Source organism: Paenibacillus sp. J31R30 (assembly GCF_059692115.1).
Map to the genome: position 1 here is coordinate 189677 of NZ_JCAUAV010000010.1, position 23869 is coordinate 213545.

Consider the following 23869-nt stretch of genomic DNA (forward strand, 5'->3'; position numbering starts at 1 on the left):
TAATAACGTGCCATAGTTTCAGCAGTCGCGAAATCAATTGATTATCCACTCGTCGCTCACAAGTCACCACCACCACCGCAAACCCCTGCGCATCAACCGCCGCCACTAACAAATTGCAAATGACAAATTTCCATTTTTGTCATTCGCGATAATTGTGTATCGCAATATTGCCCCAGCAAGCTAGTTGAGAGTCAAGGCACCTGACGAACCGGCCTGTGTTCTAAGTAGAGCGGGAACTAGCTAAGCTCGCTCATACAAAAAATAAGAGTGGATATCCACTCTTATTATCCGCTTTTTTATCCTATTCGGGTGCTTACTTACTCACTGTTTTCCCTGCCGCCTTCGGCGTCGGCGAAGGGGATGGTTTCGTTGGACCTGAATCCGCGTCCGCTTTGCCAGCGAACAGGTCTTTGATATATTGCTGGAGCTTCAATTTATCTGCAGTGATGACGGAAGCGCCGCGAATCGTTTTCTCAACGAGCAGCTCTGAAGGCGGAAGCTGAGAAGAGACGATACCGTCTGCTTTTGCTTCGTAGCCGAGACCACCTAGCTTGAGCATATCCGTTACACTAAGATTCGTATCAATATACGGATCGATTGCGTTCAGGATACGTGGGAGCTTGATCAGCGATGAGGTTGATTGCATTTTAGCCGCGACAGCCGTTAGGAACTTCCGTTGTCTCTCTGTTCGGGAGAAGTCAGATAACGCATCGTGTCGGAAGCGAACATATTGAAGGGCTGTTTTGCCATCCAGATGCTGCTGTCCTTTTTTCAAATTAATATCATACACATGATCATCTTCGGAGTCGGAGTATTTCATGTCCTTCTCGACATCAATATCGATACCGCCAACAGCGTCAATGAGTGCGATAAAGCCTTTGAAATCTGTGTAAACGTAGTACTGAACTGGAATACCAAGCAGATCGCTCACGGTTTTCATGGCCAAATTAGGGCCGCCCGTCGTGATCGCCGTATTAATTCGATCTTCGCCTTCGCCAGGGATCTTCACGTAGGTGTCCCGCAGAATCGAGAACAGATGAGCCTTCTTCGTGACTGGATCGATGGAGGCCAGCATAATACTGTCTGATCTTGGTAGCTCATTCTTTACCATGCCACGAGAATCGCCGCCCAGGAGCAAAATATTCACTCGCTGCTTGCTTTCCCATTTCGGCGGTGTGTATTTATCTCCATTTTCCTTTACGGTGTTCGGAATTAAGGTAGTGCTTCCACTTCCTTTTCCATCTGTATTCTCTGATTTATGCGAGATACTATTTGCAAAGCTGTAGAAGGCGTAAGAATAATAGCCAGCGACCATTAGAAGAAGCATAACAATCAGGAGCATGGTCCGTTTGAAGATTTTCATACTAGGTAAGCTCCTCTCAAAGGTAAAATTCAGCGTTATTTAATGGGAAATACGTTACATGCTAATCTGTACTTTTTTTTCTTACAGAATTGAGTTATCATGAGCATGTTGTACGGTTGTATGAAACGTCATTATGATCCATATTATAGATGCTACGAAACTTCGATAGCAAGTTATGACGAATGTTGCCGTAATCTGTAACCGAGACGACAAAGTCAGGGGGGAAGACGCATGTTAGCTATAGATGTTCAAATGCTGCGTAAAGAATTTCAAGTTCAGCAAAGCCGCGGTGGCCTCAAAGGAGCCGTTCAAGATTTATTCAAGAGAGAGTATAAGCAAATCACAGCTGTGAAGGACATAAGCTTTCAAATTCCAAAAGGCGAAATTTGTGGATATATTGGTGAAAATGGCGCTGGGAAGTCAACGACGATCAAAATGCTTACTGGCATTCTTGTGCCGACTTCCGGTCACATCAAAGTGAATGGCTACGTGCCTTTCAAAGAGCGTGAGAAATTCGTCGCCGGGATCGGTGTCGTTTTCGGTCAACGCAGTCAGCTTTGGTGGGATATTGGTGTAGTCGAGTCCTTCCAGTTGTTGAGAAAGGTGTATCGTGTATCCGAAGCCGATTACAAAAAACGCCTAGATGAGCTCGTTGACCGTTTGCAGCTGTCGGATCTCCTTTCACGACCTGTCCGAAAGCTCAGCTTGGGTCAGCGGATGCGTTGCGAATTAGCGGCTTCGCTGCTGCATAATCCTGAAATTCTATTTCTGGATGAGCCCACCATTGGCCTCGATATTGTAGTTAAAACAGAAATTCGTGAATTTCTGAAATCACTCAATCAGCGTTATGAAACAACGATTTTGCTGACAACGCATGATTTGCAGGACATAGAGGCGCTGTGCTCCCGTGTTATTATGCTAGATGACGGCAGAATTATTTATGATGGTGGTCTAGAAGATTTGAAAGCCAGATGGGGCAAGGGAAAGGAAGTTGTGCTGCAATTCGAGCGACCAACAACCTTAGCTCGCCTCCAAGAGCTGACGCTGGGTTTAGATGTAGCTTGGCAGTTGGACAATGAGCTATCCGCCAAAGTATTCATACCTTACGAAAGAGCGAATATCTCCGAGGTGCTTAGCCGCGTCGTTGGCGTGGTGCAGATCCAAGATATTAAGATTAATGAAACAAATACGGATGATATCGTCCGTGAAATTTATAAATCCGGCTCTGCCGAAGTGAAACGATTGGACATCGATCAGCCAGAGGGAGTCACGACCCATGCATAAAGCTTATATAGAAGTAATCCGCATGCGGTTTCTCATGATGCTCGCTTATCGGGTGAATTATTACAGCGGGATCCTAATTTATGCGCTCAATATTGGCTCGTACTATTTCGTCTACAAAGCGATTTATGGGGACCAAGACATCATCGGAGGTCTTACACTGGGTCAAATGACAACGTATGTGGCGATCTCCTGGATGGGCCGTGCCTTTTATTTCAATAACTTAGATCGTGAAATTGCGAGTGAGATTCGGGATGGCAGCGTAGCGATTCAATTCATCCGGCCTTACAATTATATTATTGTCAAAATGATGCAGGGCCTAGGCGAAGGCGTCTTCCGACTGCTGCTCTTCATGACACCGGGCATGATCTTGATTGCGTTTCTGCTTCCGATTAAGTTCCCAACGGATCCGAGCTTATGGATCATTTACTTGGTGATGTTGTTTTTCAGCTTTCTAATTAATACACAGTTGAATATCATTACGGGCTTGTTTGCCTTTTTCCTTGAAAATAATGAAGGCCTCATGCGCATGAAGCGCGTAGCGGTTGACCTTTTCTCGGGGCTTATTATTCCGATTTCCTTTTTCCCAGGGTGGTCGAAGTCCGTTCTCGAGTGGCTGCCATTTCAGGCGATCACTTATTTACCCAGCGCAGTGTTTACTGGCAAAATAACAGGCAATGCGATACTCCAAAATTTTGGCGTACAAGTGCTATGGTTCCTGCTCTTGATTATTCCGATTTATGTACTGTGGGTTAAGTCCAAAACACGTCTTTTCGTACAGGGAGGGTAACGAAAATGTTCTATTTCACCCTCATTATTGACTATTTCAAAAACTACATGAAAACAAGGCTCACCTACCGTTCCGATTTTTGGATTGAAGTGCTATCCGACTTGTTATTCAATGGATTAAACCTATTCTTCATTCTTGTCGTCTTTTTGCAAACGCAATCGCTTGGCGGCTGGAATCAAGAACAAATTTTGTTCATCTACGGTTATTTTATGATCCCATATGGCATATTTATTTCCTTTTTTAATCTGTGGGGCTTTAGTGAGCGCTACATTGTCAAAGGGGAAATGGACCGCATCTTGACAAGGCCTGCTTATAATCTATGGCAGCTTATGATGGAAAATCTGGATCCTGCTTCTATGTTCAGCGCGCTAGCTGGCTTGATCGTCATGATCTACTCTTGGGTTCAGTTGGACCTGCCGTTCCATTGGCATGATCCGCTGATTTTCATCGTCATGGTGGTGGGGTCGATCCTCATTTATGCAGGAGTGTATATTTCGCTGACATCATTAGCTTTCTTCTCCGATGCGCCGACGGGTATCCTGCCGTTGATTTGGAACATTCAGAATTACGGACGGTATCCTGCAACGATTTACAATAAATTGCTGCGAAGTATTCTGACCTGGATTCTTCCGTTTGCGTTCGTTGGCTTCTATCCAGCCGCGTATTTCATTGATCCAGAGAATTGGAAATGGTTCGCCTTGCTTACCCCTGTGGTTGGCATCGCGTTTAGTGTACTTGGTATCACGATCTGGAATATTGGCGTGAAGCGGTATCGCGGCGCAGGTTCATAATTTATAAAAAAAGGGCTGGCCCTCAAGGTTGTATCAACCTTGGAGGCCGGCTTTTTTGTCGTTTAAATCCGCGGATTAAACGGTATGGGTGAAAAATCATCACTCAGTATCAGAAGGAAGTTCAGGCGGGGCCTCAACTGCAGGTTCTACGCTCGGGAGAGGCTGCTCAATAGAAGTGGTCGAAAACCGCCTGTTCGACGGCGCCTTCTTCGCCTTCGAGCAGGTCAAATCGTACTTCCGGCCATTGGCTCTGCCGAATTGGATGATTTTACGGATGATCGATTTGTCCTCCAGCTTGGTGAAGGGACAGGGGTCTGGCCGCGTGTTGACCTCGAGGATCCATGGCTTGAGCCTATGATCGACGGCGATGTCGATGCCAAGCTCATTCATCGCAGGGTATGCACGGCCTAATTGAACAGCGGTCAAATAGGAGATTCTCTCCATTTTGAACATAAGAATAGACGTTGCATCCACACCGAATCGGGGTTCCAGAAGGTCGTAGGGACTGTAGATGGTGCCGCCTTGACTGCCATTGGTTACGGCTTTCTGCGGATGAGCAACCCGTGCTGCAGTTCCCGTGCATACCCATTTCCCCGTAGAGCTTCGTTGAATCATGACCCGGAAATCGAAGGGATTACCCTCATGTTTGAGCACATGGATACCCTTCTGAATAAGATAACGCTTGGTGCCGCACCGATGCAGCAGGGACTGGTACAGCTTCTCAAACGTCGGAAAACGATAAATGTGCACACCGCTCTGATAGCGGTAGGCTCCATCCTTTTTCTCAACACGAATGACGCCTATACCGAGGGAACCAATGTCGGGCTTCACATAGAGCATGCCGTGCTCGGTGAGCATGGCGAATAGTCTATTTCGATCAAAAGGATGCGTAGTTGGCACATACTGGCGCAGCTTCGCATTCCGAAGCGTGATGCGTGTTTTAATCCATTTGCTTGAAACGGCTTTCAGTGAACTTGTCATGGCTACGATCCTTTCTCTAGCGAGCATGGCGTTTCATTATTCATTATGATATGAGCGTTTGCGGAGGCAGGGAACAGGGAATCAGGTTTCTAGATCAGGAAAATAGAACGACGGGCAGGTAGGGCGCATAGGATATGGGGGCAGTTGTTTTTGGGGTTCGTATGTCGTCAGTACGGTTGAGAGGAGGAACATTACATCCATGCATATCAAAGAAACGATTGAAGTGATGAAGCGGCAATTTCCCTGGCTGCTAGAGGGGATCGAGGCTTCGCCGGTGCAAGATGGGGTTGGAGAGCTGGCTGCGCTGCCACTTGTGTCAGCGGAGATGTTGGAATCGTTTTACTACACGGATACCAATCCATGTCTGCAGCTAGCGGATATGAATCGCTATCAGACATCAGGCACAAGCTCCAAGCGGCGTAAGACGATTTTCTACTCACAATCGGACGAAGAAGCGTATTTGCGAATCAAACTGGACGTTTTTCGCAATATTCTGGCAGGCACCAGTTACCGAACTGCGATGGCTGACATGGGCACGGGACATGCGGAGGCGACGGCGGTCGAGGTATTTCGCGAGCTCGGGATGGAGGTAGAGTCGGTATCTTTTCGGCTGCCTATCGAGCAGCATATTGAACGGCTTCAAAGCTTTAGACCCGAAGTGTTGTATACGATGCCTTCGATTTTGGATCGCATATTGCAAGCTTCGAAGGATCCCGCCGGCTATGGCATCCAGCATGTCATTCTAGTTGGTGAGATTGCTTCGCCAGGCTGGCGGCAGCGTATTGCTGAACGATTAGGCCTTGCAGCAACGTGTGTCACGGATACGTACGGCTCCATCGAAATTGGGACGATCGCTTATTTTTCCCACCAGTATGGCAGGTATTTGTTTACAGAGGGCATCATTGCAGAGGGTGTCCGAGCGGAGATGCTGGATGCGGATATGGAGTCGCTGCCGGATGAGCTGGAGCAAGTGCTGGTCCTCACTTCGACAGTAAGGGACTCCTTTCCAGCACTGCGTTATGTCACCTACGATGTCGTGCGTGACTTACAAGTCATCGATGTAGATGGTGTCCCCACGCAGACCTTTCAGAGCATCGTCAAACGTATAGGGCCTGATCTAAAGCACGGAGAGAAAATCAGTATTTACGACATTGAGGATGTTGTCTATCGTCACCTTCGTGAAGCTAGCGTTCGTGTACAGGTCAGCGGCAACGCATTGACGGTTTATATCTACAGCGCGTTAGCAACGACGGCCATTCTGGACCGCATTCGTGCGGATGTGGAGAGCCATATTCCAGCGATCGGCATGATGATTAAAGCTCAGCTTTTAGAGGGTATTCAAGTTATCGGGGGCACCTTTGAGGATTCACACAACCGCACCTCCGTGAAAAATAAAAAGATTTTTTACACGTAAAGGAGGGGACGCGAATGGAGCTTGAAGGAGGTATTGTCCACGCGATCGGACGTACGCCGCTTATTCGGCTGTCGCGTTTGTTCAAGGATCAGCCCTTTGAGGTATATGGCAAAATGGAGTGGATGAACCCTGGGGGCAGCGCGAAGGATCGGCCCGCTTTGTATATGCTGCGGGAAGCGATCCGGCGAGGCGAGGTGACGAGCGAGAGTGTCATCGTAGAGTCTAGCTCCGGCAACCTGGCGATCAGTCTGGCTCAACTCTGCCGATATCTCGGGCTTCGCTTCATCTGTGTTGTCGATCCTCGTACGACGCAGCAGCATCTGCAAATCATCCGCAGCTTTCATGGTGAAATTGACCTCGTTTCCGTGCCGGATGAGGCAACGGGCGAGTTTTTGCCGGCTCGGATTCGACGAGTAGCTGATCTGGTTCGGCAAATTCCGAACGCCTATTGGACCAACCAGTACGGAAGCCCAGACAATGCACTCGCTCATAGCGAGACAACGATGCGGGAAATTGGCGAGCAGCTAGGTGCGGTGGATTATTTATTTTGCGGAGTTAGCTCGTGTGGAACGATTCGAGGTTGTATGGAATATATTCGTGCTCGCGGATGGACCACACAGATCGTGGCTGTGGATGCTGAGGGCAGTGTTGTTTTTGGCGGGGAAAAAGGTTCGCGCAAATTCCCTGGACTAGGCGCTGGAATCACGCCAGGCTTGCATCGGCATGATGTTGCGGATAGGGTCATGTACGTGTCCGATAGGGACTGTGTAGATGGCTGCCGTGCGCTTGTACGTGAGGAAGCCGTTCTGGCAGGTGCCTCCTCAGGAGGCGTCATTTCAGCGATACGGAAAATGAGCGTTTCCATTCCGCCAGGAGCGGTTTGCGCAGCCATTTTGCCGGATCGCGGTGAGCGGTATTTAAATACGGTGTACAACGATGAATGGGTAAAGAAAGAGATAGGGTTTACACCGAGTAACTAGCATGGGAGACTTAGCAGATGTTGTATTTACAGGATGACCATATCCGAGAAATCGGAATCGATTGGAAGAAGCTGACCGACATCATTCAGGATGTCGTTGCCATACAAGATAATGGGGATTGTGCTCACCCTTTGAAGCCATACTTACGCTTTCGCGATCCCAAGAACCGCATTATTGCGATGCCTGCCTATGTTGGCGGTAACATTGAGATGTCGGGTATCAAATGGATTGCGAGCTTTCCCGATAATCGCCTTTTGGGACTTCCCCGGGCTCATAATACGTTGATTTTGAATAAACCCTCGACGGGTGAGCCTACGGCATTTATCCACAGCGGCTTGCTGAATGGTCTTCGTACCGCAGCGGTGAGCGGTGTAATGTTGGAGCAATTTGTGAAAGTCAGGCAGCCTGACCGATTACGTATGCTCTTAATCGGATGGGGACCGATTGGACGCCTGCATTTGGATATGTGTGCAGCGCTATTTGGGGAGCGGATCGCGGATGTCAGCATTTATGATCTTAAGGGTGTTGATCCAACGACGATTCCAGCAGGTATGCAAGAGAAGACACAAATTGTAGGCGATTGGCGATCCGGCTATCGCGAGGCTAATGTGATTATGACCTGCACCGTGTCAGCAGAGAGATATATCGATGAGGCTCCACCTCAAGGTGCGCTTCTTCTCAATGTCTCCCTCCGAGACTATAAACCAGAGAGTGTGTCGGGCGTGAAAGCGATCATTGTGGATGATTGGCGCGAAGTGTGCCGGGAGCAGACGGATATTGAGCAGCTGCACCTCCTGTATAACTTACAGGAATCGGATGTGCGAACTTTAGCTGATGTTGTTCTCCGCGATCAACTAGCAAGTGTGGGCGCAGAGGAGTCCATTTATTTTAATCCGATGGGCTTAGGCATCTTCGATATAGCGATTGCGGGCTACTATTGGAAGGAAGCCGTTCGGCTGAATAAGGGAGTTACGTTAGAGGGAAGTCAAGAGACTTCCTGACGAAGCGGAACTACAGGGCGCTATTTCGCCCCAAAACCCCGTTTAACTATTCTAAGGGAACTACAGGGCGCTATTTGCACCAATTAGGGGCGTTTTGCTTCCGAAATGCAGAAATAGCGTCCTTGAGTTCCCTTTCACAGCCGAAATGGCGATATTTCCACAAATAGCGTCCCTGAGTTCCCTTTCACTACGAACTGCGTTCCGTTTCGTGTTAAGGGATTGCTGTTTATGGTGAGCAAGGGCGTTGGTACGAGAGTATGTTTGTAGATTAGCTAGTGTTAAGTTTGCAGAATGATGGAAGACGTGGCAGAAGTGTAGCGTTAATGAAATAGTTACAAAAGTAAACAGAGGTCACCTCATCCTAGAGGCGGCCTCTATGTGTTATCCACATCTATCCACAGAGTTACCCACAAGTCCACAGGGCCTCAAGTCCCTGTTGTGTATAACTTATTCGACGAATATCAACATATCCACATTCGGAGTTATCCACAGAATTGCTTCTGTGGATTATTTTTTTGTCACAAAACATGCGCCTATTTCGCCTTATAAAGGTAATGCGAAACGGAGGATGATGAAATGACAAAATACGACACAGCCATCATTGGTGGAGGCTTAGCTGGATTCATCGCTGCTCTTGAAGTGGCGAAAGGCGGCAGACGCGTTGTACTTCTGGAACGATCGGGCCGCATGGGTGGCAGAGCGATGACGAATAAGAAAAATGGGGCCCTTTTTAATCTAGGCGGGCATGCCTTGTATCTGGCAGGAGATGCCTATCGCATCCTGCAAGAGTTGGGTTGTCGCATCGAAGGAGGGATGCCCCCTACAAAGGCTAACGCGTTATGGAATAATAAGCTTTTTCCTATGCCGGTAACGCCAATCAGCATGCTCACATCGAAGCTGCTCTCCTGGCCTGGGAAACTGGGACTTCTGCGACTCGTCATCCGCTTAACCAAACTGGACGCGAGTAAGGCAGAAAGCGCATCGCTAAGAGAGTGGGCAGAGCAAGAAATTGCCGATCCGATGGTACGCCATATCTTCTACGCCTTGTGCCGGACGGCTACTTATGCACATGACACGGATCACCAGCTCGCAGCCCCCGTGCTCGCACAAGTACAGCGTGCATTGAAGGGTGTGCTCTACCTCCACGGAGGCTGGCAAACGATCATTGATCAGCTTCATGAGAAAGCGATTCAAGCGGGAGTTCAGATCCTAGTCGATTCGGATGTGAAAGAAATCGTACATGCGAATGGCCAGGTTCAAGGACTTAAACTTGCTAATGATGACATGCTTGAAGTGTCGCATGTCATCTGCACCGCATCCCCTGCGGAAACTTACAAGCTAGTTCCTGATGCGGAGCACACGATTCTGAGGCAGTTGAAGGAGGGGGCGCGCCCTTCTAAAGCCGCTTGTCTTGACCTTGGATTAAAAAGTCTTCCGGTTCACGGTCGGGATTTTGCCCTCGCATTGGATCAGCCTATTTACTTCTCCAATCACAGTGTGAATGCGAAGCTTAGTGAGGAGGGAATCGTGGTTGTTCATTTAATGAAATATAATGGGCCTGGAGAAACCAATCCGAAGGCGGATGAGGAAATGCTGCACGCCATAATGAATACCTTGCATCCAGGCTGGGAACAAGAAGTTGTAGCCAGACAGTTTCTGCCGAACATAACGGTCGGTCACGACACTTTGCATGTAGGTAAATCAAATCTGCAAACAGGCCCAGCCGTAGAAGGCATTCGCGGTCTCTATGTAGCTGGAGACTGGGTCAGCCATGGCGAGATGCTTGCTGATGCCTCGGCGGCGAGTGCTAGACGCGCGGCGCGGGCTATTTTAAAAACGCCGCAGTTCGCTTAGAATTACCCTATAACAGTCAAATCGGGAGGTGTGCCAGATGGAGATCACAGGAGCAGAAGCAGGAGCAGAAGCAGGAGCTTCCGATCAGATCTATCTGTCCTATAGACCCTTGATGTTCACTTTAGCGTATCGCATGTTGGGCAGCGTGTTGGATGCGGAAGATGTCGTTCAGGAGGCGTTTCTGTATGCCAATGAGACCAAGCTGGAGCATGTTCACAATCCCAAGGCTTACCTATGCAAAATCGTGACCAATCGATGCATCGATAACCTGCGCTCCGCCAGCAAAAAGCGTGAGGTTTATGTAGGACCTTGGCTGCCAGAACCGCTGATGGGTAGTCAAGCTTCCCAAAGCACCCCGGATGACATATACACACAGAAAGAGTCGCTCTCCACGGCATATCTGCTGCTTTTGCAGCAGCTGTCATGGGTAGAGCGGGCAGTATTTCTACTTCGGGAGGTTCTGCAATACGAATACGATGAAATCGCAGAGATTGTAGGGAAAAGCAGCACCAATTGCCGACAAATTTTTCGTCGGGCTAAGAGTGCTATTAGTGTCCCGTCAGAACGAGTCGGTGAATCGAAGTTGCAGCTCAAACAATCTGAACTCAAACAAACAGCAGCTGTCGTGGAACAATTCGTACACGCGTTGGTATCAGGGAATATCGCTCAACTATTAACCATCGTGAAATCAGATGCGATCCTGTACTCCGATGGCGGCGGCAAGGTAAAAGCGGCCATCAAACCGATTATAGGTGCTGAGCGAATTGCGTTGTTCTTGTCGGGTGTATTGGCCAAAGTGCCAGAGGGCTACCGGTTTGAGCTAACCACCGTCAATGAAGAACTAGGCATTGCAGCTTATGTGAACGATCAGCCCAATAATGTGATGACCTTTCAGGTGGAGGATGGGCAGATTAAGGCATTTTATCTCGTCGTGAATCCGGATAAATTAAGGCATCTTCACAAGGCTGTAACCGAAACATAGAATCCTTAAATAAATATACAGCAGCTGCTCACGAAGTCTTTACGATTCGGAGCAGTTTTTTTCCGTTTGATGTCATCCAGGGAATGTCGCATAATGAATAAAGACAAATAGCTGGATAGCAAGAGGAGAGAGCATCATTGAAAAAACAAGCTGAAACGGCAGTAAGCAAGCGTAAGGCACCATCCTTTTCCCTGCCTGCCTCTAACGGGCAGAAAGTATCATTAGCCGATTACAAAGGGCGTAAAGTCGTCATTTATTTTTACCCGCAAGACAATACACCTACTTGCACGCAGCAGTCTTGCGATTTTCGAGACTATAACGGGAAGTTTGCGGAGTTAGGTGTAGAAGTGATCGGCATCAGCCCAGACGAGCTGAAGTCGCATGACAAATTTATTGAGAAGTACGAGCTCCCATTCCTGCTACTTTCAGACACGAATCACAAGGTAGCTGAGAAGTATGGTGTTTGGGCCATGAAGAAGCTATATGGACGCGAGTATATGGGCATTATCCGATCGACTTTTCTCATCAATGAAAAAGGATACATCGTGAAAGAGTGGAGCAAAGTGAGGATAAAAAATCATGTGCAGTCCGTGTTGGATGCTGTGATGGAAATGAAGTAGACATACTCTTACTTACATCGAAGGGATTGTACAACATGTGGCTCATGCTCAAAGACCGTAGAATGATGTTTCTAATGATCGCAAATATGTTATCCTCTATTGGCTCGGGAATTACGATGATCGGGGTGCCGTGGTTACTGGTGAATCGGGCAGGGGGAAGTGAGATATACGGGTACGCGACGCTTGTTTCTACCCTTATCTTGTTCCTTTTGTCGCCTCATATCGGCGCCTATATTGATCGCATTTCTCGGAAAAAAATGCTGCTCGGCAGTGAAATAGCCGGCGGTGCCGTCACTCTGCTATTTGCAATGTGGGGAATCCTATCAGGTCATTTTGAAACGTGGCAGTTGATAGTCATCTATTTCAGTGGCTCCCTCTACTATAATGTTCACTTTCCAACGCAGTTCGCATTTACACAGGAGATCTTCTCCAAGGAGCAGTACAAGACATTAAACGCCATTCTTGAGGTGCAAAATCAATCCACCTCCATGATCGCCGGGGGCTTGGCGAGTCTGCTTATTGATCATATTCATTTTGGCTGGATTCTATTAGCCGATGCGATGACCTATTTCTTAGGCTTTGGCCTTTTTCTGCTCATTCCGTATATCAAGAATAAGTCAGTCACCGCGACTGGCGCTGTCTCCATGTGGGCGAATTTTAAGGAAGGGTACACCTATTTGCGAACGAGACCGCTGCTAGTCTTATTTTTCCTATGTGCGCTGATGCCGTTCCTCTGTGTGATGGTAGGTAACTATTTATACCCTGTGTATATTACAAGCGTCCTTCATGGCGGGGCGAGTGTGCTTGGGGCGGCTGATATGATTTTTGCCATTGGAGCTATCGTGGCTGGTTTAACGATTCCATTGATTATGAAGCGATTAGGTTCCTATGCGACAACCATTCTAGCATTTATTATGTTCAGTCTATCGATCGTCTTCTTCTATTCGTTCCCAATCGTCTCTATCTTTCTAGTATTTAAAACACTGAATGGCTGGGGTAATGCAGGAAGTCGTGTAGCGCGAAATACGATTCTAATGGAAATCGTGCCGAATCATCTCATTGGCCGTGTGAACAGCTTTTTCAATACCGTAGGGATGGGGATGCGGGTTCTGCTTATTGCCGTTTGTACACAAATCGTTTCTTTTCAGGGGGCCAGGGCCGCAATTTTGCTGCTTGGCGTGTTGCTGATCGTAAGCTTTGTGGGTCTGATCGGCAGCCGCACTCTGTTTAAAATAGGTACGAAAGAGGGGAGCCATAGCTTGCCTCAGGAAGCTTAAACGAGCTGCCAAAACACATATGAACGATGCTTCTCCTTGCGGAGAGGGATCGTTTTTTTTCATGCATACTCTCGCACCTCCGCCCATATAATCTATCAGATGTCTAAATGATAGAATATGCGGAGGGATCATCGGATGCGCTTACAAGTACAATCTCCAAGCAACGGTAAACTACGAATTCAAATCATGATGGTTGTTGTTTTACTAGTTTCACTCTTGATTGGTATGACGCCGGCCAAAGCCGCGGACAATGATGCTGATCCAGCTGTGCAAGAAGTGTTTGGGCAGCTTCAAGCAGGGAAGCGACTGAAGAGTGAGAGGTCATACGTTTCACCGGAGCAACCTACTGTGTATCTGACGTTTGATGATGGTCCTAGCAAGCTAACGAATAAGGTGCTGGACATTTTAGATAAAGAAGACGTTAAGGCGACGTTCTTCGTACTTGGCGAGCAAGCGAATGCGCATCCTGCTGAACTCAAACGAATTGTGAAAGACGGTCATGCCATTGGCAATCATACATATAATCATGTTTATAAAGAGCTTTATAGTGATTTTCAAACCTTTTGGAACCAAATCCAGCGCAGCGAGGACATTATTTCCAATATCGTGGGGATACGACCGCAGCTCGTACGTGCGCCTGGCGGAACTGCTACGAATTTTGATGCTAATTACTTTTACCTGATGGAACAAGCCGGTTATATCGTGCATGACTGGAATGTTGACAGCGGGGACTCCAAGAGAGCCAATGTCCCTGTGAATGAAATCTGGCAGACGGTGAAGGCTTCACCGCTTGAGCATGAGATCAACATTTTGTTTCACGACGGCACTGGTCATGAATCTTCTGTTGAGGTCTTACCCCAAGTTATTAGCTATTACAAAAAATTAGGATATGCCTTCGCACCGTTGACGGAACAGGTTAAACCAAGACAATTCGCTGTCACGAAGCCGAAATGGTCACGAAATATGAGCTTGAAGCAATTTCAAGCGTTGATCAAACAAACACAGCAATATGCAGCTGCTCACCCCAGCCCAAGTGACATTGCGAAGAAAGCAGAGGAAAAGCTCCTCGCTCAGAAACTAGAAGCCGAGGCCGAAGCGAAAGCGAAGGCGAAAAGGGAAGAAGAGGAGGAGGCTGCGCGTATTCTCTCCAAACAAGCAGCTTTACCTCTGCAGGTTCATGTGATCGGAGGCAATACCTTTTCTATAGAACCATCGATTTATAAGCTGCGTGCGAATCAAATAGAGCTGCCTTTACGCTATCTCATCGAGAAGATGGGCGGGAAGGTCGAGTGGCAGGCGAGTACGAAAACAGCCAATGCGCATTATGGCATCTATGATATGGACTATGATCTAGCGAATCGAAGCATTAGTTTGTTTACCTTAGGTAAGCAAACAGCCACTTATTCGTTAGCGGATATGAATATGCAGAACAATCAAATCATCGTACCATTACGCAAAACCATAGCTTCACTAGGCGGTCGAATTACGAATGCGGTAATAGAATCGAACAATCGCGAGGTTTCTTTGGCGCTGCGGCCACTCTACTTTATCAAAGAAAATAATAGTATTCTCAAAAACTCTCTATTTGCGATGGGAAGTTAATGTCTAAAAGAGTAGAGAGCTGGAAAAACTAGAAGCATACCCTTATAAAGGAGGCTTCTTGTCTATGGCATCGAAAACCCGAATATTCGATCAACCGCAGCCTCTTGTGGAACGGATGATCATGAACGTAGAGAAAGTGATAGTTGGCAAAAGAGAGACGATAGAGAGAGCTTTTATCGCCATGTTGAGCGGTGGACATCTGCTGCTAGAGGACGTGCCAGGTGTAGGCAAAACCATGCTAGCACGCGCGTTAGCCAAAACGATCGGTTGCGAGTTTAAGAGAATTCAATGTACACCTGATCTGCTTCCTTCGGATGTGACCGGTGTTTCCGTGTTTAATGTGAAAAGCAATGAGTTTGAGTTTCGCCCAGGACCGCTGATGACGTCTGTCGTACTTGCGGATGAATGCAATCGGACTTCACCGAAGACGCAGTCTGCTTTCCTGGAAGCGATGGAAGAGAAGCGAGTAACGATTGACGGCACTAGCTATGAGCTGCCGAAGCCCTTCGTTGTCATCGCGACCCAGAATCCCATGGACTATGAAGGTACGTATGCCTTGCCAGAAGCGCAGATGGATCGCTTTATGATGAAGCTGTCGCTCGGCTATCCAACGCATGATCAAGAGATTCTGATGCTGGATCGCTTGCAGGATCGTCATCCATTGGAAAGTCTAAAGCCTGTTATTGTGCAGGATGAGTTTGTGCAATTACAGAAGGAAGCCGCCATGATCCATGTGGATAACACGTTAAAAGATTTCATCGTTCGCTTAGCCTTAGCAACGCGAGACCATGCTGATTTTTACATAGGTGCGAGTCCAAGGGCTTCGTACGCCTTGATGCGTGCTGCCCAAACAGCAGCTTACGTGAAAGGGAGAAGCTTTGTTGTACCTGATGACATCAAGGATTTGGTATTACCTGTTTGGACGCACCGGCTTATTCTTACTTCGGATGCTCGCATGATGGGACGTTCGGCCGAACTGATTCTTAAAGGCTTATTAGATGGCATGCAAACACCAGTTCTTCGTTATGTCACAGCGAAGTAGGGGGCCACTATGAGAAGCTGGGGGAAGTCGACGTTATTGCTCGCAGGTAGTCTGCTGATGGTCTATTTGGCTTATCGACAAGGTGGATTTGCTGCATGGTATCTAGGCATCTGTTTATCGTTGATCTGGATACAGGCAGGCTTGTTTTATGTGTTTGCTCTGAAAGGTTTGAGCTTGAACCGGCACATGTCAGGGGACGTTTTTCTGTCTGGTGAAGCTGTGACGATTGTCCTGGAGATTAAGCATCGCTCATTAGTGCCTATGCCTTGGCTGCTGATGAAAGAAACGTGGATACATGAAGGAAGCGGGAGAAAGCTGACGTATAGCAAGCTGCTTTTTCCTTGGTTTCAGAAGACGCTTTTGCTTCCTTACAAAATGACTCATCTCATGCGCGGCAGCTACCGCTTTGCTCACCTGGAAGCTGTGGCGGGGGATCTCTTCGGTTTCGCGCTTCGCAAAGTACATCGGGAAGACTTGCAACGCTATGTCGTATATCCACGGCCGGATGCTTTGGGTGGGAGCGGGATGACGTTTCAATCCGATGAAGGTTCTGCGACACGAAGTTCAAAGGTCGCCGAAACGCCGCTGATCAGCTCCGTTCGCGATTACGTCAGCGGTGATCCGTATCACCGCATCCACTGGAAATCGACGGCTCGTCTGAGCCGTCTGATGACCAAAGACCCCGAGCAGACCGCTTCCACGAAGTGGATGCTGCTGCTCGATGTAGCGCCTGCGGCGGGCCCAGCAGAAGCGGCTCAGCCGCTGCTGGAGAAGGGCGTCGCCCTCGCGGCTGGCTTCTTCGAAGCAGCCGCCAATGGGCGAGAGAGCTGCGGCTTCGCCTGCAGCAGCTCTAGTACTAGGCGAATCGCGCCGACGATTCGCCCCGATCTAACGCTCGCGTACGAAGTACTCGCGAGCGTTGGCGGCAAGCCCGCCCTGCCCTTTCCTGACCTCGTCAGGAAAGAGGCGGCAGACTTGCCGCTGGATGCGTCGATGCTGTGCATCACATCGACGCTGGATGCGGCGCTGGTGCGCGCGATCGCAGATAGCGGCACCAGGCGCCGAGCCGTGCACGTGATCTACGTGCACGCGCGGCCTTCCCTCTCGGTCGCAGAGCGAGAGGGGGCTTCTCAGCTGCAAGCCGCAGGCTGCAGCTTCACGGAAGTGCCGCATCCGCAGAGCCAGTGGCCAAGGCAAGGGGGTGTTGCGGATGCAACCGCTTGAACCACGCCGCGGACTGCACGCGCGCTCTCGCACTTCGTCCCTTTTTAAAAAGCACGCAGGTACTTCGAGCTCAGGCACTTCGCACTCAGGTTTTGCGCACTTGGGTACTTCGAACTCGGGCGTTACGAACTCAGGCACTTCGCACTCAGGTGTTACGAACTCGGGCACTTCCCACCCAGACACACCACCCAGTGCATCCCGTAACCCTTCCCAGCTCATCTTCCACGCGGACACGATACCGCCTACTCATAACAGTCTCTTCCGTGACAGTCTCATCACCCTGCTGCTCTTTCTCCTTCTCTCGGAATGGTTGCGTCCATTGGCGTGGATGGGCGATGAGTCGATCCAAGTTGGACCGATCCTAGTCGTTTTTGCACTATGCCTTGCACTGGATTGCTTCCGAGTTCCGTATGGTTGGGGATGGATGGCGAAGTTCAGTATTATCGTTATGTTTATTGGTTATATGTTTGACCGGAGGGAGTTGCTCAGTGGGGGATGGATCTTCTCACTGGTGAGAACCTTCGTGCAGGATTTTGTGTACATCATACAAGCTCATTTTGAACTCATCAGCGGTGAAATGCGTACGCTTCTCTTCTTAATGGGGTGGGCATTGCTGCTTTCCGTCGTTCAAGCACTCATGCTGCAAAGACAGCATAGTCTTTGGTTTATGATAGCAACATTGACTTATCTCGTAGGTATTCAGCTTGTATTAGGGGCAGATACCGTTCAAGGGATTATTCGCACATTAGGCTATGGGCTTCTCCTTATGGCGCTTCTTAATCTTTCAAGGATCGAAGAGACGTATAAAGTGACGATTACTCGTTCAGGAAATTATTTGCGGTGGCTGATAGTCAGTGTAGTTGTCGTTGGTCTATTGACTGGCGTTGGTTGGTTTTCTGCCAAACAAACGGATTCTGAACCGTTAATGCAGCCGGTGAGTTGGGTGCATTGGTATGATCGTTTATTTGAACTCTATAACGAAGATATGAGCGTAAGTCCTGCTGTGGCGACTTCTGGGTATGGTCAGAACGACACTGCTTTGGGAGGTCCACTCCAAGTGGACACGTCGCCAGTCTTTACAGCCAAAACCTCCGAATTAACCTACTGGCGCGGCGAATCCAAAAGCTACTACGATGGCAAAGGTTGGACACAGCCGATTCAAAAGCTAGAACCCTTTGCAGCATCTACTCCATCGTCGACACAACCCGTGGTGGAGCAGGAGATTTTGCTGAATGGGAAGTCACCCAATAAACAATTGTTCGTAGGTGGTCAACTGCGGAGCGTGGACACGTTATTGAGCGAAAAAGGGAAGCCAATGTCTTCGGGTAGTCTGCTGACTTCCGATGCGACTGGCTTAACGACCTTACCGGAGATCGCAGATCCGCTATCCTATTACAAAATAACCGTTCAGCCCGTCACGGAAAACCCAGACCTGTTGAACGCAGATATCGCACCATATCCAGAAGCGATTGCAAGCGAATATTTGCAATTGCCAGAGGCGCTACCGCGGACGGTACGGAGCACGGCAGAGCAAGTCACCGAAAATCGGTTGACACCATATGCCAAAGCGGTGGCCATCGAGCAGTATTTGAGTCAAACCTTTCCCTATAGTCTCGAAAAGCCTACCAATCCCAGCCGAAATGAGGATTTCGTCAGTCATTTCCTGTTCGTTGATCGAACAGGGTATTGTGATCATTTTTCTACGGCCATGGTTGTCATGCTTCGTTCTGTTGGTGTACCCGCTCGGTGGGTGAAGGGGTTTGCTCCAGGATCAGCAGGGGCCGTGGATGACAATGGGCTTCGAGAAGTTGTTGTTCGGAATCAAGATGCGCATTCCTGGGTTGAAGTGTATTTCCCTTCGATGGGGTGGGTCCCGTTCGAGCCGACGCCAGGCTATTCAACAATATCTGCGGATCAGCCGAGAGATCTCTTGACCACAGAAACGATGGAGCAACTGGGGATGACAGCTTCCCTCGCCAATACGCCGTTATCGCGTTCGGTCATCACCAAATCGAGTGAATGGTTGCACACCATGAAGAATAATCTTATCCAATTGGTAAAGGCTTATAAGAGTGCTGTTTTCGTTCTAATCGGCAGCATCTGTCTACTTGTTGGTATGATTCACGTGCTGCGAAGACAAGGATACTTGTTGCATAGAACGGTGGAGCTCCCGAGCTATAACAACGTATCTTCCAATCAGCAGCATCCGATTACGCCGTATATGGATCGTTTGTGGAGACAGCTTTTCCGCAAATATGGTGCCAAGCCAGCTAATCAAACGGTTCGCGAATATGTCATGAATCTTCAGGTGACCCATCAAGGGCAGCAACAGGCACTGATGGCTTTCGCTCAAATCTATGAAAGTGTCCGCTATGATCCAGCTCGTGCTTTTGCCTATTCGAAGCGGGAAATTACTGCGATTTGGAAAGCCATTCAAAAGACACATTAAATCCCCTTTACATCCTAGGTGCCTAATGTTTAAAATTAGTACCTAGAAATAGCGGTAAGTGGACAAGGGTTATCCCGAAGCTTCAATCGCTATGAACCTAGGAGGTCGGATAATGAGTAAACCAAGTGAATTGATCGTCGTTTTAGATTTTGGAGGCCAATATAACCAACTGATTGCTAGACGAATTCGTGATTTGGGCGTATACAGCGAACTGCTGCCGCACAATACAACGGTTGATAAAATTCGTGAGATTAACCCAAAAGGGATCGTGTTCTCTGGCGGACCTGCAAGCGTATATGGCGAAGGAGCTCCTTCGGTTGATGCTGGCATTTTCGATTTGGGTATTCCAATCTTAGGTATTTGTTATGGGATGCAGTTGATTGCACACCAATTGAACGGAAAAGTTGAACGCGCACATACGCGTGAATACGGGAAAGCGGATCTGCTATTCTCGAACGAAAGCCCGCTTGTCAAAGGTCTTGATGCGCAACAAACCGTATGGATGAGCCATGGTGACCATGTTTCTGCACTACCTGACGGCTTTGTTGTTGAAGCAAGCACAGAATCACTTCCAATTGCTGCAATGAGCAACCGTGATCGCAAAATCCATGCTGTACAATTCCACCCTGAGGTTCGTCATTCCGTTCAAGGGAACGAAATGATTCACAACTTCATTTATGAAGTGTGTGGCTGTCATGGCGATTGGACGATGTCCTCCTTTGTCGATGATATGGTTAAAGAGCTTCGTGCAGAAGTTGGCGATAAAAAAGTGCTTTGCGCACTGAGCGGCGGCGTGGATTCTTCCGTTGTGGCGATCTTGCTTCACAAAGCAATCGGCGCACAATTGACATGTATGTTCATTGACCATGGCTTACTTCGTCAAGGAGAAGGCGAAAGCGTTATGGAGACGTTTGTCGGCAAATTTGATATGAAAGTTGTCAAAATTGATGCAAAAGACCGTTTCCTCGGCAAATTGGCTGGCGTAGCGGATCCGGAGCAAAAACGCAAAATCATCGGTACCGAATTCATTCGCGTGTTTGAAGAAGAGTCAGCTCAGTTTGATGACTTTACTTTCTTGGCGCAAGGCACGTTGTACACAGATATCGTGGAAAGTGGTACAGCTACCGCGCAAACGATTAAGTCGCATCATAACGTTGGCGGCCTGCCGAAAGATATGAAGTTCAAGCTCATCGAACCATTGAAAACACTATTCAAAGACGAAGTGCGTAAAGTTGGCGAAGAGTGTGGTCTTCCTTCCGCAATCGTTTGGAGACAGCCATTCCCAGGTCCGGGACTAGCTATTCGTGTTCTAGGTGAAGTTACCGAGGATAAGCTGAAAATTGTTCGTGAATCCGACGCCATCCTGCGCGATGAAATCGCCAAAGCTGGCCTAGATCGTGAGATCTGGCAGTACTTCACGGCACTTCCAGGCATGAAGAGCGTAGGCGTTATGGGCGATGCTAGAACTTACTCCTACACAGTAGGTATCCGTGCAGTTACGTCCATTGACGGCATGACAGCTGACTGGGCACGTATTCCTTGGGATGTGCTTGAGAAGATTTCCGTGCGTATCGTAAACGAAGTTGAGAACGTGAATCGTATCGTGTATGACATCACGTCGAAGCCGCCGGCTACGATTGAGTGGGAATAGTGGCTGCAGAATGATCAGCGTCAAATAGCATGAAATAAAAGACTCTCTTTGAGCTGTAGACCAGCTGGAAGAGAGTCTTTTATTTTGAGCGAGATGGATGGATAAATATGTTACATTTATAAGGACACCCAATATATTGGAGTACCCAATGGAGGAATGGTTATGGTTATAATTGCAACGATCTTGGTCGGTCTTGTTGCGCTTGAGCACTTGTATATCTTAGTGTTGGAAATGTTCCTATGGACGACCCCGCGCGCAATGAAGTCATTCGGTATGACGAAGGATAATGCGCAGATCACTAAGAGCTTAGCGGCTAATCAAGGGCTGTATAACGGTTTTCTGGCAGCAGGTCTCGTTTGGGGGCTTGTGCATCCCGACGCTTCCGTGGGGCGCTCAATCGAGCTGTTTTTCCTTATCTGTGTGCTCGTTGCTGCTATATTTGGAGGCGCAACAGCGAAAAAATCCATTCTACTCGTTCAGGGGCTGCCTGCCCTAATCGCACTAATTTTCGTTCTTTTTACCTAGCAGAAATGATTTTATGAAAAGACGAACGATTTGTTATATTTTACCCATGAATCGTTCGTCTTTTTTTATTGACACTTGCTCAATACTTCACTAGAATATGAAATTGGATAACAGTTTTTCGTATAATCTCGGGAATTGGCCTGAGAGTTTCTACGAGATCACCGCAAATGATCTGGCTACGAAAAAAAGGAACGGTATCCGTATGAGTTTTTCCGTGCGACTTCACATTTTGAAGGCAGCCCTCATATGGACGGCTCCTTTTTCGTACCCGGAATCAGCACCACGATTCCGGGTTTTTTGCTGTTCCCCATCATTTATTTAGGAGGAGTAGGAAAATGGATTTAGATCGTTTTTTTAAATTGAAACAAAATGGCACTACCGTAAGAACAGAAATCATGGCGGGGATTACAACGTTCATGACTATGGCTTATATTCTTGCAGTAAATCCAGATATTCTGAGTGCTTTTAAAACAGGGGCAACGGGTGGAGACTGGACTTCCATTTTCTTAGCCACAGCCATCGCGGCGGGCGTTATGACGATTGCAATGGGGCTTTTCGTTAACTTCCCAGTCGCATTAGCACCGGGGATGGGCTTGAATGCGTACTTCGCGACGATCATTCTGACGTCACAAGGTAAATTTACATTTTCAATGGCGCTCACGGCCGTGTTTATTTCAGGGATTATCTTTATCATCCTTACGATTACTAAAATGCGTCAAATGCTTCTAGTCGCAATCCCGGATAGCTTGAAGCATGCGATCACTGTGGGAATTGGTTTGTTTATCGCCATGATCGGTTTCAAAAACAGCGGTATCCTTGCTGTAGCCGTTGAATCAGGGAATGATATTAAAGCACATCAATTTACGGATGTTCTTTCATTTGAAACTATTTTTCATATGGGTTCATTAGAAGATAAAGGTGTTATTTTAACACTCGTCGGAATTTTGTTGATTTCTATTTTGCTGGTAATGCGTGTGCGTGGCGCGATTCTATTCGGAATTCTAGGAACGACAGTTGTAGGTTACTTCATGGGTATGGTTGATTTAGCTACATTAACTAGTGATAAAACAACGTGGGTACCAGATTTGGCTAAACTGCGTTTTGCTGATTTTGATTTCGCAGGCGTTATGACAACAGGTATCGTTTCTGTCATCGTTACTTTTACGTTCGTTGAGTTGTTTGATACCTTTGGCACAATGGTAGGAACAGCTAACCGCGCTGGACTTATGAAGAACAAAGAAGAAGGCAACAAACGAGTAGGTAAAGCGATGTTCGTTGATGCGATCGGGGTTAGTGGTGGTGCATTAGTTGGGACAAGTACAGTTACAGCATTTGTTGAGAGTTCCGCAGGTGTAGCCGAAGGTGGCCGCACAGGTTTGACAGCAGTAACGACAGGCGTATGCTTCTTGCTTGCTCTGTTCTTGGCGCCAATCGTTATGCTAATTCCTGGTTCGGCAACAGCGGCAGCATTGATCGTGGTTGGTGTTCTCATGGTTCAATCCATCAAAGAGATCGACTTCCAAGACTTCGTTATCGCGATCCCAGCGTTCCTTACAATTGTATTGATGCCTTTCACATACAACATTGCGAACGGGATTTCCTTCGGAATCGTGACGTACGTAATTCTAGCTGCAGCAGCTAATTTAAGTGGTAAAAGTGAGAAGAAATACAGCGTCCACTGGTTGATGTGGATTCTAGCTATTCTAATCATTGCTCGATACGTCTTTATTGGAAGCCAAGGTTAAAATAAAGTAAGGCTCTGGTGCATGATGCGCCAGGGCCTTTTTAATTCCGTTTTTTACCATGCTCAAAAAACTTGCATTCCTTTGGAGGATTTGTTATATTACTCCTTGTCGCTTCGGCGGTCGAACGAAAGAACGAAAGATTCGAAAGAAACTTAAAAAAAGTTCTTGCATTCGAATGAGCTGATGTGGTATATTACTTCTCGCTGCTTCGGTAACACGGCAGTGAGCGAAAGAAATTGATCTTTGAAAACTGAACAACGAGTGAGTAAGCACAGTCGAGTAATCGACTATAAAAGA

The 23869-nt window shown here is 47.8% G+C and carries 19 protein-coding genes and 1 riboswitch; of the genes, 17 read left to right on the forward strand and 2 right to left on the reverse strand.

Going from position 1 to position 23869, the window contains the following annotated elements:
- Positions 1–313 precede the first annotated feature (313 nt).
- Positions 314–1363 carry an LCP family protein gene (locus AC58QO_RS26205; protein ID WP_497270715.1) on the reverse strand — a complete coding sequence of 350 codons (1050 nt, stop codon included), beginning with the start codon at positions 1361–1363 and terminating at the stop codon, positions 314–316.
- A gap of 231 nt (positions 1364–1594) precedes the next feature.
- Here AC58QO_RS26205 and AC58QO_RS26210 point away from each other — a divergent pair, with 231 nt between their 5' ends.
- From AC58QO_RS26210 to AC58QO_RS26220, 3 genes are read left to right on the forward strand one after another with little or no spacing between them, the layout of a single operon-like run.
- Entirely contained in the window at positions 1595–2647 is a 1053-nt protein-coding gene (locus AC58QO_RS26210; protein ID WP_497270717.1) for an ABC transporter ATP-binding protein, read from the forward strand.
- Positions 2640–3434, forward strand: a complete 795-nt coding sequence (locus AC58QO_RS26215) for an ABC transporter permease (protein WP_497270719.1) — start codon at positions 2640–2642, stop codon at positions 3432–3434. The genes AC58QO_RS26210 and AC58QO_RS26215 overlap by 8 nt, the downstream gene beginning before the upstream one ends.
- A gap of 5 nt (positions 3435–3439) precedes the next feature.
- Entirely contained in the window at positions 3440–4225 is a 786-nt protein-coding gene (locus tag AC58QO_RS26220) for an ABC transporter permease (RefSeq protein WP_497270721.1), read from the forward strand.
- A gap of 99 nt (positions 4226–4324) precedes the next feature.
- Here AC58QO_RS26220 and AC58QO_RS26225 read toward each other — a convergent pair whose 3' ends face one another.
- Positions 4325–5206, reverse strand: coding sequence for a YheC/YheD family protein (locus AC58QO_RS26225; RefSeq protein ID WP_497270723.1), 882 nt, complete (start codon positions 5204–5206; stop codon positions 4325–4327).
- A 199-nt stretch (positions 5207–5405) separates the two neighbouring features.
- On the opposite strand from AC58QO_RS26225, the gene AC58QO_RS26230 reads away from it, so the two are divergent.
- The 14 genes from AC58QO_RS26230 (at position 5406) to AC58QO_RS26295 (ending at position 23572) form a co-directional block, all read left to right on the forward strand.
- Entirely contained in the window at positions 5406–6620 is a 1215-nt protein-coding gene (locus AC58QO_RS26230) for a phenylacetate--CoA ligase family protein (protein WP_497270725.1), read from the forward strand.
- A 14-nt stretch (positions 6621–6634) separates the two neighbouring features.
- Complete coding sequence (sbnA, locus tag AC58QO_RS26235; RefSeq protein WP_497270727.1) at positions 6635–7600, forward strand: 2,3-diaminopropionate biosynthesis protein SbnA; 966 nt, start codon at positions 6635–6637, stop codon at positions 7598–7600.
- A gap of 17 nt (positions 7601–7617) precedes the next feature.
- Positions 7618–8601 carry a 2,3-diaminopropionate biosynthesis protein SbnB gene (locus AC58QO_RS26240; RefSeq protein ID WP_497270729.1) on the forward strand — a complete coding sequence of 328 codons (984 nt, stop codon included), beginning with the start codon at positions 7618–7620 and terminating at the stop codon, positions 8599–8601.
- A 576-nt stretch (positions 8602–9177) separates the two neighbouring features.
- Complete coding sequence (locus AC58QO_RS26245) at positions 9178–10455, forward strand: phytoene desaturase family protein (protein ID WP_497270730.1); 1278 nt, start codon at positions 9178–9180, stop codon at positions 10453–10455.
- 37 nt (positions 10456–10492) lie between these two features.
- Positions 10493–11437: an RNA polymerase sigma-70 factor gene (locus AC58QO_RS26250; protein ID WP_497270732.1), complete on the forward strand. Its 945-nt coding sequence runs from the start codon at positions 10493–10495 to the stop codon at positions 11435–11437.
- 137 nt (positions 11438–11574) lie between these two features.
- A complete protein-coding gene (bcp, locus tag AC58QO_RS26255) occupies positions 11575–12057 on the forward strand; it encodes a thioredoxin-dependent thiol peroxidase (protein WP_497270734.1) in 483 nt (160 codons plus the stop codon).
- 35 nt (positions 12058–12092) lie between these two features.
- Positions 12093–13334, forward strand: coding sequence for an MFS transporter (locus AC58QO_RS26260; protein ID WP_497270736.1), 1242 nt, complete (start codon positions 12093–12095; stop codon positions 13332–13334).
- Positions 13335–13469: 135 nt separating this feature from the next.
- On the forward strand, positions 13470–14936 hold the full coding sequence (locus AC58QO_RS26265) for a polysaccharide deacetylase family protein (protein WP_497270738.1): 1467 nt from the start codon (positions 13470–13472) through the stop codon (positions 14934–14936).
- Positions 14937–15000: 64 nt separating this feature from the next.
- Entirely contained in the window at positions 15001–15978 is a 978-nt protein-coding gene (locus AC58QO_RS26270) for an AAA family ATPase (protein WP_497270740.1), read from the forward strand.
- A 9-nt stretch (positions 15979–15987) separates the two neighbouring features.
- Positions 15988–17202, forward strand: coding sequence for a DUF58 domain-containing protein (locus AC58QO_RS26275; RefSeq protein WP_497270742.1), 1215 nt, complete (start codon positions 15988–15990; stop codon positions 17200–17202).
- Entirely contained in the window at positions 17189–19651 is a 2463-nt protein-coding gene (locus AC58QO_RS26280; RefSeq protein WP_497270744.1) for a DUF4129 domain-containing transglutaminase family protein, read from the forward strand. Before AC58QO_RS26275 ends, AC58QO_RS26280 begins: the two co-directional genes overlap by 14 nt.
- 112 nt (positions 19652–19763) lie before the next feature.
- The gene (gene guaA, locus AC58QO_RS26285) at positions 19764–21302 is read left to right on the forward strand and encodes a glutamine-hydrolyzing GMP synthase (protein WP_497270746.1); all 1539 of its coding nucleotides are present in this window, start codon (positions 19764–19766) and stop codon (positions 21300–21302) included.
- 162 nt (positions 21303–21464) lie between these two features.
- Entirely contained in the window at positions 21465–21827 is a 363-nt protein-coding gene (locus tag AC58QO_RS26290; RefSeq protein WP_497270748.1) for a DUF1304 domain-containing protein, read from the forward strand.
- A 98-nt stretch (positions 21828–21925) separates the two neighbouring features.
- Positions 21926–22026, forward strand: a riboswitch (purine riboswitch).
- A gap of 136 nt (positions 22027–22162) precedes the next feature.
- Positions 22163–23572: an NCS2 family permease gene (locus AC58QO_RS26295; protein WP_497270750.1), complete on the forward strand. Its 1410-nt coding sequence runs from the start codon at positions 22163–22165 to the stop codon at positions 23570–23572.
- Positions 23573–23869: the final 297 nt, after the last annotated feature.